Below are 12339 nucleotides of genomic sequence, written 5' to 3'. Positions count from 1 at the left end.
ACGATTGTTGCGCCGCATCTTCCGCCCATGCCAGCAGCTACGCCGCCAGAGCGTCATCCGCAGCCTGCTTGATCAGCCATTCGATGTGATTTGACCACATCTGCAACACCTCGCGCTTCTCCTTGACGTTGCTATAGAGATCGTAGATTTCGCCAATGTCTCCGGTGCGGGCTCACAGCCCGTCCATATAGCCGCCAGTCTGCTGCCTTCGAGTGGCCCATGTTGGCCGCGGCCAGGAAGTGGCGACGATTGAAAGGACAAAATCAGTTGCCGAAACTCATCGCAGGTGACGGTCTGGTGGCAATTTGGGCACATCTTGTGTCTCGTCGCCAGTAAACACGGATGCCCGGCAGGAGCTGAGCTCGCTGCCGGCGGAAATCGTAGAGCGCCAGCGACGCATTCTGATCTTTCGTCAGGCAGTCGACCGCCTTGGCATACGCCTCGGCCTCCATCTCGATCGACCTGAACCGGTATCTTGTGCGCCATCCGGACGATCTGGGAAAGCTTGGCCGGGCCGGCGCCTTCCCAGGCGCACGGGAAGCGCGACGACCCATGTGGACCTTGGATTTCACTCCGCACTTACGCTGCTTTGGCCTTGTCAGCAGCCTGAGCATAAAGCGTGCTCAGCTTTCAGGCCGAGCACTCATCCATTGTTGACAGCACCTGTCGTCATTCAGGATCGCCCCATTCTCGCAGGCCGCTTGCAGCTTTCAGGCTGTTGTCAGCCAGGGCCGCCATAAAGGGTCTCGTTAAACAATTCAGGAGGCCGTTCCAATGAACAATCAGTTTGCGAGACTTTTTCGAGGACCAGGTATGCAGGCTTGTTTCAGGACAAAGAACTTTCTGGCGGCAACCACCGCGATGACGACGGTATTCCTGCCGGCTGTGTCTCTCGGGGTGGGTCTGGTAGCATTTCCAACTGGAGAAGCGTTGGCCGACGACCCGATTTCGATCCCGCTGGAGTATGTCGGGGAAGGCCATGACCGCCTGGGCATCTGGGCCAAGATCAACAATGGCAACGCGCAGCGATACGTATTCGACACGGGCTCGGACCAGCTCAACACGCAGATCGGGTCAGAGGTGACCGGGGTCCGCCCGATTGCCGACACGCCTTACGTATATACGTACGGGGACGGAACGTATGGTAATAAGCTTCAGAACGTGGAAATTGATAAATTTACATATGTCGATCCAGATCAAAAGATAACAATCGACGGGCCGTCTGTAAGCGATAAGAAATACCGGGCTGCTCGCATTCTCGATTTTGTCTATACCCATGCGTATTGCAAGGACAACAATCTTAAGTGCACGCCGGGATCCGTGACGGATGGACTTAAAGATATGTATGGTCAGGATCTCCAAGAACCTTATCACGCCGATAAGGAGCAGCGGGCGAAAATGACCGCTGGCAAGATGGCAGACGAAGGCGGCGATTTCGCAGGTACATTCGGGGCCGGCGATTTTCTTGGCAAGACAAGTGTCTGGGGCATGATGGGCAGTGTCACCAGGTCTGGCTACGTGGTCTCCGCCAATGTGAATCCGGATTCCGAGAGCGACCAAACGCCTGGCTGTTCCCCCTGCACGATTGTCAACCTCAATCCAAGCCTCCGGGCCCAATATACTAATGCCATGCCATGGGGAGAACCCGAGGAAAAAGATCAGGATTCTTATCAGAATTTTCCTGGCTCTGGCGCCAATGCCTCGACCGAATACGAAGGCAGCTACAATCTGCAGTACACGGTTAAGGATGGAGCCCCACCAATCACCGACCCCAACAAGACCGCGGTATTGCTCGACACCGGCACACCGGGCGGTGGCAGTCTGGAGATCAGTGATGCGATGCTGAAGCAATTTCAGGATGCGGGCGTCAAACTTAAAAATGTTCGGAGAAATGAGCAACGCGAGATCGTAAGCGCATCGGGCAACATCCCGAGCGTTACAATCGCAGGAACGGATGGCGATCCGGTAAGGCTGGACAATATCGACTTCACCTACACCAGCGGCACGACGGAACAACCCAATGACCAGACCAGTTTTGTTGCCGGTCTTGACTTCTTCAAAAACAGATCGGTCATTTTCGATCTGGAGAAGAAGTATACCGCTTATACGTCACATTTCGTCACTGCCAGCAACTTCTCTACCGATTCATCCGCACCCGAAGGGACCGGTCTGAGCAGGATCACGACGAGCATGGGGAATGAGGGCGGGTTCGGCATAGCGGGTGTCGTCTCCGGCTCCGGATCGCTGACGCTTGATACAAAGACGGTGGTCCGGATGACGAATGTCAACACCTACACCGGCGAGACGAATATTGCTCAGGATGCCTATCTCTCGCTTGCGGGGCTCGGCAACATCCAACGGTCAGCGAAAGTCGTTGCAGACGGCACGTTCGATATCTCCGAACATGGAAATGGCAGCGACTATTGGGGAATCTCCGACGCCTACAACGATGCCCGTATTCGTAGCCTGAGTGGCAGCGGAACGGTCGAACTGGGCAAGCGTACCCTGGTGCTAACGGATTCGAACGACACGTTCGCCGGCAGCATCAACGACCTCGACGTTGATAACAATAATATGGGCGGCAAACTATTCGTTGCCGGTGGCGTGCAAACGCTGAGCGGAAAGAACAATTTTTCCGGCATGACGACGGTCGGTTCCGGCGCGGGATTGCTGCTTGCCGATACAGGTGTGCTTTCCCATGATGCGACCACGTCCGGCTTTCTCGGGAATGACGGGCAGATCGGGGGCACGGCTATCGCAAACAGCGGCGGTGTCGTCGCAGGCGGCGGCACCTACGGTGCGGTCACCATTTCCGAGGGCGGCACGGTCGCTCCTGGCAGTGCGACCGATCCGAGCAGGATCGTCACCACACTGACTGTCACGGGCGATTTCGCGCAGCAGTCCGGATCGATCTATCAGGTCGACCTCGCAAGGTCGTCCGATCTCATCGATGTTGGCGGAGCAGCGGCGATCGACAGCGGCGCGCAGATCGAGCTGCTGCGGCAGGGAACGCTATCGGTCGATGCCCGATATACTCTGCTCTCCGCAGCAGGCGGCGTAAGCGGCACCTATGGCGGGCTGACGGGGGCTCTGGCGACAGACGCGACGCCCTTCGTCGATTTCCAGCTCGTCTACGATGCCAACAATGTCTATCTCGATATCAGCCGCACATCGACGGCGTTTGCCGATGTAGCCAGCACCTTCAATCAACGCTCGGTCGCCGCAGCGGCTCAGGCGCTTGGAAGCGGTAATCCGATCCAGGACAACATCCTGTTCCTGACGGCGCCGGAAGCCCGCAACGCTTTCGATATGCTATCAGGCGAGGTTCATGCTTCCATTCATAGCGGCCTCATCGAGGACAGTCATTCTGTACGCGATGCCGCGAGCGAACGGATCCGTGCGGCGTTCGACGGCGTCGGTGCCTCCAGCGTTCCGGTGATGACTTATGGGCTGGGTGGTCTGGAACTGGCCCCGGCAACGAGTGAGAATTTCGCCGTATGGGGCCGTGGCTTCGGCGCCTGGGGTCATCTCGACAGCGACGGCAATGCCGCCGGTCTCGATCACTCGACAGGCGGCTTTCTGGCTGGCGGTGACGCGGCTGTCGGCGAAAGCTGGCGGCTCGGCCTCATCAGCGGCTACAGCCATACCTCCTTGGAGGCGGACGATCGCGCGTCGTCGGGCTCGAGCGAGAATTACCATCTCGGTCTTTTTGCCGGCACGCAGAACGGCAATCTCGGTTTTCGTTCCGGCCTTGCCTATACCTGGCACAGCATCGAGACCGGCAGGTCCGTGGTCTTTCCAGGCTTCGCCGACAGCCTTTCGGCCGATTACGACGCCGGCACGTTCCAGGCCTTTGGCGAGCTCGGCTACCGTATCAATACGGCTTCGGCTTCCTTCGAGCCCTACGCTAATCTCGCTTATGTGAATTTTGACGCCGATGGCTTCACCGAGAATGGCGGCGCAGCCGCCTTGTCGAGCGGGGATCGCTCGAGCGACACGGCGTTTACCACGCTAGGTCTGCGTGCGTCGACGGTACTGACCCTCGGCACCGTGACTGCTACCGCGCGCGGCGGTCTTGGCTGGCGCCACGCCTTCGGCGACGTCAGGCCGGATACCGCTCTTGCCTTTGCTGGCGGTTCCTCCTTCGCCATCAAGGGCGTGCCGATCGCAAAGAACGCAGCTCTGCTCGAAGCTGGGCTTGACGTAAACATCACCGAGAACGCGACGTTCGGCATCGCCTATCAGGGACAGATCGCCTCGGATGCCCAGACACACGGGTTCAGCGCCAAGCTCGGCGTCCGTTTCTAAATCACCCGCAAAAGAGATTGGTTATGAAGTCAGTGAGTGCATTTTCTTTTACCGTCGTTCTCGGCTCAGCGACGGTGATGTCTGTGTCCGCCGCGCGAACGGACGATGCCTGCTACAACAAGGCACAAAGCCTATGATGACGCAATGTTCAATCGACGACCTGAAGCCAGTCGATGGCGAGCTTGACAAGCTCTACAAGGAGATGGAGACCCGGCTCAAAGAGTCCCGGCGCATGTCCAGGAACTGGTCGAGACCGCGAGGGGCTACAACGCCACCTCGGAGAACACGCGCGACGCCTACCCCAAGGATTGGCGGCATTTTTCCTCCTGGTGCCGGCGCGCTGGCTTCGATCCCCTGCCTCCGGGCTCGAAGGTGATCAGGCTCAATATCAGCGCCTGTGCCTCGGGCACCGCCGCCGGCGATCCGAAGCGTGGCGCCCCTGCCCTTTAGTTTGCGACCATCGAGCGGCGGCTTTCCGGCCTCGCCTGGAACTTTACCCAGCGCGGCCGGCCGTTGGACCGCGCGGAGCGGCATATCTATAAGGTTCTTGCCGGCATTCGCCGCAAGCACGCAAAGCCACCGCGGCAGAAAGAGGCGGTCCTGGCGACGATCTGCTGGCGATGATCGCCACGCTCGGCCACGACCTCAGGGCCTGCGCGACCGCGCTATTTTGCTCCTGGGCTGTGGCGGCGGCCTGCGGCGCTCCGAGATCGTCGGTCTCGACGTCATGCGCGACGACAACAGCGATGGCGCCAGCTGGATCGAGATTTTTGACGGCAAGGGCTGCTGGTCACCCTGCGCGGCAAGACCGGCTGGCGCGAGGTCGAGGTCGGCCGCGGCTCCAGCGACCACACCTACCCCGTAGTCGCGCTCGAGAGCTGGATCCGCTTTGGCCGCATCGCACGTGGACCCCTGTTCCGCCGCATCTTGTCGATCAGGTCGATATAATACGAAAAAGCCGCCGCCATTCGGGACGGGCGTCGGCTATCATGTCCAGCCATTATGCGGCGAGCGGATAGCTTTCGCCGGACCAGGCAGAGAACTTGGCGGCAAAAGCCTTCATCTCGTCGACCGCGAATGTGGTGCGCGGTTGCGAACTCGACTTGCTGGGCGAGAGGGACCTCGCCGAGAAAGGCGCTGACATGAGCGGGATGCTGCTTGGCCAAATCGAGATCCGCAAAGCAATCGGCCAGCGCCGCGTCGTCCAGCTGTACGCTGCAGGGCGCGTTCACGTCGTCAAGACGGATGCCAAATGCTTGCTCATAATGGCCGCAAGGTAATCGTTTCGGGTCGGAGACACAAGTTGCCGCCTCCTTCGCCGTAGAGTGGCCCGATACAATCACGATCGATATTGCCACCTCTTATCGATAGTGATCGCATAGTTCCCTGATTCGACTCTCAACCGCTCATATCAAGCGATTACTTCCATGTATCTGCTGCGCTAGCCCGTCCTGGCCTTGGAGTGTCGCTCCTCACCTCCTCCACCACTCACCAGCCCGATGGGAGTATCGCCCGCCAGCAGCTTCTCCTTGCTGAGCAGCGCGGCAACCTCAATCGCCTCGAAATCGGGCAAATCCCGCAGTGTGTCGAGGCCGAAGTGCAACAGGAAGGTCTTGGTCGTGACGTAGGTGTAAGGCGTGCCAAATTCAGCGGGCAGGCAGACGTTGACCCACAACAATCAAGGGGACGGTGCAGGCCAAGATTGCGGCAGGGCTTGGGCCCCCCACCCTTCTCCTCAGAACTCCGCTGCTTCCAGCTGGCGGCTGAAACTCACAGGCGCAGCCAGCTTGGTCTCTAACAGCATCGATCGCATCATGGTGTCTGCCATGAATCCGTGTGCGTGAAGCGCTCCAGAGCGAAGATGTTGGGCGTCAACCAGGTTCACTCCAATGAGCTTCACTTCTCGAGTTCTGCACAGTGTCCACGACTGGCGCCGGAGGTTGATCCGGTGATTAGGAGGAGCACTCGTTGTCGGATTCTCGACGATGTCGGACATGTGACACAACGCTTCCAGAGCGATCGCATTGTTCCGAAACGATTTTCCCAGTTGGCACGAAGGTTGCGGCCCTATGCGCAAAAGCACTGCGATGCCGCACCGACTGGAAGAACTCATCAATGATCACGCTTTTCGAACATGTGGGCGCCGCTACCGACACTGAGCGTTCCCGAGCCGACGGAAGCCTCTATCCCTTCTTTCTGAAGGCTGTCCGGACATGAACGCATTTGATGTCCGTCCAACGCTTGATGCTCCCGACGACGATCCCTATGTCTGGCTTGAAGATGTAGAGGGCGAGCGGGCACTTGCCTGGGCCGCCGGCCAATCGGCAAGGACTCTGAAGCACTTCGGTGGAACGCAGTTCGAGCGCGACCGCGCGGCTCTGACAGCCATTTTCGACAATCGCGACAATCTTCCCCTGATCGCGCGCCGTAGTCAGTACCTCTACAATTACTGGCGAGATGACGGTAATCCACGCGGACTGTGGCGCCGGACCACCCTTGCCGCCTACATGAAGGCGGATCCCCAATGGGAGCTACTGCTCGATCTGGATGCTCTCGCGGCTAGCGACGGAGAGGACTGGATCTGGGACGGCGCGTCCATCGAGCCGGAGAGACGGGAAAGAGCCGTTCTGCGCCTGTCGCGCGGCGGCAGCGACGCGGTCGTGCATCGCGAATTCGACCTGATTTCTCTGAGCTTTGTCGCCGACGGCTTCAACCTCCCCGAGGCCAAAGGCTACGTTAATTGGCTGGACCCTGACACGCTTCTGCTTTCCAGTGCGCTTGGTAATGGCATGGCCACCCGCTCCGGCTATGCGCGCACAGTTCGACTGTGGAAGCGTGACGCGGATCCCCTCACCACGCCGGCAATCTTCGAGGCCGGGTTCGAAAGCTTCCAAGTGTCTGGTCATTCGGACCGCACCGGCCGCAGCGAGCGCCTTTGGTTCATCGAGCAGCCGGCCTTCTTCGAGAAGATCAGCTGGATCGGCGATAGGAGCGGGCCGAGGAGGCAGATCGATCTTCCTCGCGACGCGTCGTGGCGGGTCTTCGGCGACTGGCTGGCGGTAAGGCCGCGCAAGCCCTGGACGGTGGGAGGCACCACCCATCCCGCCGACGCGCTGATCGTCATCTCGCTTTCCACTTTCCTCGCCGGCGGACGCCTTTTTGAGACCCTGTTTCAACCAGGGGAAAGGCGCTCCATGCAGTCATTCTTCTGGAATGACGGGAAGCTCATTATCTCTTACCTCGTCAATCTCGCACCGCGTTTCGAGATGTTCACTCCCGGCCACCAGGAATGGACGCGCCGAGTCCTGAACACCCTGCCCGCCGAAGGTACTGTCGACGTCTGGTCATTCGATGCGGCAGTTCACGAGACCAATGGAGAGGTCCTGATCTGTGCTCAGGATCCGATCACGCCGCCGCAGCTCTTGCTGTTCGATCTGAATGCCGCGCCGTCTCTCAGCGCTTCAGCAATCCTGAAGCGCAGCCCGGAGAATTTCGATGCATCCGGACTGGTGGTCACGCGCCACGAGGCAGTCTCTATCGATCATGAGCTGATCCCCTATACGCAGGTTGGTCCGGCGAACGGGAACGGAGATGCTCCGATTCACCTTTCCGCTTATGGCGGGTTCGGCGTATCATTCCTGCCCTACTACAACTCCCCGCTGGGCAAGCTGTGGCTCGAGCGCGGCGGCACGTGTGTCGAGGCGAACATCCGCGGCGGCGGCGAGTTCGGCACCCGCTGGCACGAAGCCGGGCGCAGGGAGGGCAAGCGTCTCGCCCACGACGATTTCGCCGCCGTTGCCTCCGACCTCGTGCGAAGGGGCATCACCCTGCCGAGGCGGATTGCCGCCGAGGGTGGCTCAAATGGCGGCCTGCTGATCGCAAACATGCTGACCCGCTATCCTGAGCATTTCGGGGCTCTGTTCTGCACAGCACCGCTTATCGACATGCGTCGCTACACCAAGCTCTTGGCGGGCGCGAGCTGGATCGACGAATATGGCGATCCGGACAAGGTTCACGATTGGGCTTTCCTGAAGGAAATCTCCGCCTATCACGCCGCAGCGCCGGGACAGCCCTATCCGCCTATCCTGATCGCCACCACGAAACGCGACGACCGCGTCCATCCGGGCCATGCGCGCAAGATGGCCGCAAAACTGCAGGCTCTTGGCTATCCCGCTTACTTCTACGAGGCCAGCGCAGGCGGGCACGGCTGCGGCGAGGACAATCGGGAGCAAGCCGCATTCATCAGTCTAGGCACCAATTTTCTCCGCAGCGCAATCGGCTTCAACGATCACCCTCCGGAGACGGCGGAACGCGTTGCAACGCAAGAGGGGCATTTGAGGTCCATCAACAATTCATTCGAGCAGGAGACGAAATAGTGCAGTGCATCCTTTCTGAACATCAAGGAGTGAATCTCATGGCGAGAACGCGAATGGGCGTAGCGCGGGCAACAGCAGCGGCGGTGGCCCTGATCATGGTGGGACAGCAGGCCGTCGCCGCGGAGCCTGCGCAAGCAGAGACCGTCCTGGCGGAGACGGGAGCCTCGGTCACCGAAGCGCCAATCCCTTGGCAGGTCCGCCTGCGGGCGTTGGGCGTCGTTACGAAAGATCTGGGCTACGTTGATACGCTTCCCGGCTCCGGTCTTTCGTATTCGGACACGGTGACGCCGGAACTCGATATCTCGTATTTCTTCACCGACAACATCGCCGCCGAACTCATACTCGGTACCACTTATGCCAACATCGCGGGCCAAGGGACGATCGGAGGGTTGGGCAACATCGGCAAAGTTTGGCTGCTGCCGCCGACACTCACGTTGCAGTACCATTTTACCGATCTCGGCGCGTTCAAGCCTTATGTCGGCGCCGGCGTGAACTACACGATCTTCTACAACCAGGACACTGGCAGCGCTGATGCTCTCAAGGTGAAGAACACGTTCGGCACGGCGCTGCAGGTCGGATTCGACTACATGGTGGACCAGCACTGGGGCCTCAACTTCGACGTGAAGAAGCTTTTCCTGAAGCCGGACTTCGACGTCACGGTGACCGGCGCGAAGCTGACGGGGAAGGCGGAGCTCGATCCCTGGCTGATAGGCGCAGGTGTCACCTACCGCTTTTGAATATCAGAGTGAAGTCTGCTTCCCGACTGCCGGTTTAAATGAAGGGCGCCTCGCGCGCCCTTTTTTACGGTCGACACTGCAGCGCAAGACCTCATGAAGCTATTGTCGGGCGGGGTTCTCTTCCGGCGGACCAAGAAGATGCACTGGCCAACCGGCCTTGCGCCTGAGGTGGAGTGCTTAGAAGCGCTTTGGATCGGGACGGGCTTTGGTATTGTGGGTGGAATGCTTCAGCCAGACCATTTGCCAGCATCGTCTCCCGGACGTCATGTGTGAGCTTCTTTGTCAGCGCAAGGCGAACACGGATCTCCTAGCAGGCCGTTGAAGAAGTGTCCCGTTTGGCCTTGAGGATTGCCTCGTCGCCGTTGTGATAGAAGGTGATGTCGATGGAGCCGTCGTCGAGCAGTTCAGCATGGCCGTCGCCTGTGACCTCGTCCATTTCGTCGAATCCGACCCATGTGAAGAAGACCGTCGACGGGCCGTAGCCGAGTTCGAGGGTTAGATGAGCCAAACGCCAGTGGGGCGTCCTGGGGACGACGCGCGCGAGATTCTGGTCGTGGTGGCCAGCCCAATACGATGTGAGAAGTTGCTGCCGGTGCGGGTACCGGAGGTCGCCGATAGTGACAGCCGATGTTCGACAGCGGCAAGGACATGCTCAGCCGTCAACGCGCCGAGGGCTTGGCCGGGAATGGTGGTGATGGAACCAATCCAGAAAGCGGCGGCTGCCCAGGAGAACGCCTTCGCGGGACTTTGACTCCAGTCCGCACACCCTGCTCAGATAGTCCGAAAAAGAGGTCAGAAGCGGAGCATCCGGATTATTATCTACACTGGGAACAGAAGCATGGAAGCGTTCTGGAGCCACTCGCCGCGCGTTTACCAGTGCCGACACTGCTCCAAGCTGACTATCTGCCATGACCACCTGCCGAACGTAGTCCGTTGATGCCACCGGTACCCTTCGCGGTCTGCTCCAGCGGGAAGATCGGGTCTGATCGACCCTGCTGACCTGTGCGGCGGCCTCTCTCGCTAGGGCGTCCCCCTTCCTGTCGTCCTCCTCCGCCGCTTTCGGCTGCTTTCGGCCCGCCGCCCTCGCCAAGGCGTCGTAGTCGGTAAGCGCGTCCTCCGTCTCCTTTAGGGGCTTCATCGCGTGACTAGAGTTTAGCGCGTGTTTGTAGGCGGCGGACCGAATGGTCGTCGAAATGCCACTCAGCGCCACCGCAAGATGCCCTAGGGCTTCCGCCTCATGATCTGACAGCGGCACGTCACGATTAGAGCCGATTGCCCTGCCTTCTTCCAGTTTCACAATGTTTGTAGTCATTTCCTGCTCCATCGCGTTGACTGAGATACGATGGAGACGGAAGTGGAGAACAAATTTTTACAAGCAACTAAGATGATATTCTCGTCAACGGGACAATAGTGGACGTTGAGGGCGGCGAACAGGGTGGTGGTGCCGTTGCGCTTGTAGTCGTGCCTCATCGTACCGAGCCGCCCCTTCTTCATCGGCAGGCCGGGTGGGTGCGGTCGAGCGCCGGATCTGGCTCTTTTCATCGACCGACAGAACGATGGCATGGGCCGGCGCATCGAGATAGAGGCCGACGACGGCGCGCAACTTGTCGACGAACTTCGGATCATTGGAGAGCTTGAACCTGGCGCCAGCGGTGGGGTGCGAGACCATGCGCCTTCCAGATGCGCCTGACGGCGCTGGCGCTGATTGCGGCGGCTTGCGCCATCATGTCGGCGGTCCAGTGGGTCCTCTCGCCCGGCGGATCGGCAAGCGTCAGTGCCACGACGCGCTCGCCGACATCGGGACCGAGCGGCGGAATGCGCCACTGTCGCGTCTTGTCGCGCAGCAGCCCGTCACAGCCTTCCGCGGCAAAGCGCTCCTGCCAGCGCCAGACGTCGGTCTTCGACTTGCCGATGCGGCGCATGACCTCGCCGGTGCCGACGCCGTCGGCGGGCAAAAGCACTATCTCGGCGCGCCAGACATGCTTTTGCGGGGCGTTGCGATCCCTGATCAGCGCCGTCAGACGGACGCGATCGGCCGACGAAACGGTGAACGATCTTCCTGTGCGCATGCGCCAGACTCGCACGCGCAGGCCAGAAAGGGAATCTCTGATTGGACTCCTATGTCAGGCGGGAACCACTAGACGCCGAGACCGCCGATGCAGACATGTTTGGTGTCGAGATAATCCACGATGCCCTGGAGGCCGCCTTCCTTGCCGAGGCCCGATTCCTTGACGCCGCGGAACGGCACCTCCGGCGTGGTGATCAGGCCTTCATTGACGCCGGTACTTCAGTCCTTCCATCACGCGGAAGGCGCGACCGAGATCGCCGGTGTAGAAGTAGGCCGCGAGGCCGAACTCGGTGTCGTTGGCGAGCGGCGTGCCCGACCTGAGACATGGGTGACGTTTTGTACCGGACACGGATGAAGTGCACCCCTCGGGTGAGCGTTTGCTCGATAATATCCACTGAAGTGAAGCAGTCGGTCTTAATGCTGGAACTCATGCCACCCGACCGACCCGGGAATTCGCAGCAGCGGCGCCGTCGAGTGCAGAACGAATGCCGTCAACCAAGGGGTCGATCTCGCTTTCGGTGATTATATAGGGCGGACAGATTCCAAGCACGTCTCCCATATTGCGGATCATGACGCCGTGCTCGCGGCACCGCCGCTCGACATCGCCGATCCTCAGCTCGGGCGCGAAGACGCGACGGGCGCACGATCCTCGACGATCTGAACCCCCGCGATGAAGCCGCGGCCGCGGGCTTCACCGACAAGCGGATGGTCGCCGAGCGCGTCCGCGAGGGCTCCATGCAAGTGATCGCCGAGACGACGCGCCTGGGTCACGAAATCGATCTCGCTGTAGATCCTGATCGCCTCGGCGGCGACGGCCGCTATCACCGGATGACCGGAGTAGGTGAAACCG

General features: G+C 60.1%; 8 protein-coding genes and 4 pseudogenes. 5 read left to right on the top strand and 7 right to left on the bottom strand.

Annotated elements, in window-relative coordinates; all coding sequences use genetic code 11:
* Window positions 1-774: 774 nt before the first annotated feature.
* From EOA24_RS12460 to EOA24_RS41555, 3 genes and pseudogenes are all read left to right on the top strand, one after another.
* Window positions 775-4308, top strand: coding sequence for an autotransporter domain-containing protein (locus tag EOA24_RS12460; protein ID WP_082826570.1), 3534 nt, complete (start codon window positions 775-777; stop codon window positions 4306-4308).
* A gap of 243 nt (window positions 4309-4551) precedes the next feature.
* Window positions 4552-5235 (top strand): annotated as a pseudogene (locus EOA24_RS42980) (integrase); the annotation flags it as partial.
* Window positions 5236-5351: 116 nt separating this feature from the next.
* Window positions 5352-5588 carry a hypothetical protein gene (locus EOA24_RS41555; RefSeq protein ID WP_063169293.1) on the top strand — a complete coding sequence of 79 codons (237 nt, stop codon included), beginning with the start codon at window positions 5352-5354 and terminating at the stop codon, window positions 5586-5588.
* Window positions 5589-5749: 161 nt separating this feature from the next.
* Here the strand turns inward: EOA24_RS41555 and EOA24_RS12445 are convergent.
* Window positions 5750-5950 (bottom strand): annotated as a pseudogene (locus tag EOA24_RS12445) (SMC-Scp complex subunit ScpB); the annotation flags it as partial.
* Window positions 5951-6043: 93 nt separating this feature from the next.
* Window positions 6044-6304 carry a hypothetical protein gene (locus tag EOA24_RS12440; protein ID WP_095769041.1) on the bottom strand — a complete coding sequence of 87 codons (261 nt, stop codon included), beginning with the start codon at window positions 6302-6304 and terminating at the stop codon, window positions 6044-6046.
* Between the two features lie 217 nt (window positions 6305-6521).
* Here EOA24_RS12440 and EOA24_RS12435 point away from each other — a divergent pair, with 217 nt between their 5' ends.
* Window positions 6522-8684, top strand: coding sequence for a prolyl oligopeptidase family serine peptidase (locus EOA24_RS12435; RefSeq protein WP_126080676.1), 2163 nt, complete (start codon window positions 6522-6524; stop codon window positions 8682-8684).
* 38 nt (window positions 8685-8722) lie between these two features.
* On the top strand, window positions 8723-9421 hold the full coding sequence (locus EOA24_RS12430) for an OmpW family protein (RefSeq protein WP_063169295.1): 699 nt from the start codon (window positions 8723-8725) through the stop codon (window positions 9419-9421).
* A 307-nt stretch (window positions 9422-9728) separates the two neighbouring features.
* Here EOA24_RS12430 and EOA24_RS12425 read toward each other — a convergent pair whose 3' ends face one another.
* The 5 genes and pseudogenes from EOA24_RS12425 to EOA24_RS12400 all read right to left on the bottom strand — a co-directional run.
* A complete protein-coding gene (locus tag EOA24_RS12425) occupies window positions 9729-9929 on the bottom strand; it encodes a hypothetical protein (protein ID WP_244514237.1) in 201 nt (66 codons plus the stop codon).
* 144 nt (window positions 9930-10073) lie between these two features.
* Window positions 10074-10733 carry a hypothetical protein gene (locus EOA24_RS42975; RefSeq protein WP_063169296.1) on the bottom strand — a complete coding sequence of 220 codons (660 nt, stop codon included), beginning with the start codon at window positions 10731-10733 and terminating at the stop codon, window positions 10074-10076.
* Window positions 10734-10834: 101 nt separating this feature from the next.
* Window positions 10835-11490: pseudogene (locus EOA24_RS12415) on the bottom strand (IS630 family transposase); the annotation flags it as partial.
* Window positions 11491-11558: 68 nt separating this feature from the next.
* Window positions 11559-11793: pseudogene (locus tag EOA24_RS12410) on the bottom strand (aldehyde dehydrogenase family protein); the annotation flags it as partial.
* A 308-nt stretch (window positions 11794-12101) separates the two neighbouring features.
* On the bottom strand, window positions 12102-12339 hold a 238-nt coding region (locus EOA24_RS12400), incomplete at its 5' end, for an aminotransferase class III-fold pyridoxal phosphate-dependent enzyme (protein ID WP_127409819.1).

This window comes from Mesorhizobium sp. M2A.F.Ca.ET.039.01.1.1 (assembly GCF_003998035.1).
In the GTDB taxonomy this organism is placed as follows: Bacteria; Pseudomonadota; Alphaproteobacteria; order Rhizobiales; family Rhizobiaceae; genus Mesorhizobium.
Note: the sequence above shows the minus strand (reverse complement) of the source record. Positions and strands in the feature narration are given on the sequence as shown.

Coding starts and splice junctions, on each gene's coding strand:
- EOA24_RS12430 (WP_063169295.1), top strand. CDS start 8,723: ATGGCGAGAACGCGAATGGGCGTAGCGCGGGCAACAGCAGCGGCGGTG.
- EOA24_RS42975 (WP_063169296.1), bottom strand. CDS start 10,733: ATGACTACAAACATTGTGAAACTGGAAGAAGGCAGGGCAATCGGCTCT.
- EOA24_RS12435 (WP_126080676.1), top strand. CDS start 6,522: ATGAACGCATTTGATGTCCGTCCAACGCTTGATGCTCCCGACGACGAT.
- EOA24_RS12440 (WP_095769041.1), bottom strand. CDS start 6,304: ATGTCCGACATCGTCGAGAATCCGACAACGAGTGCTCCTCCTAATCAC.
- EOA24_RS12460 (WP_082826570.1), top strand. CDS start 775: ATGAACAATCAGTTTGCGAGACTTTTTCGAGGACCAGGTATGCAGGCT.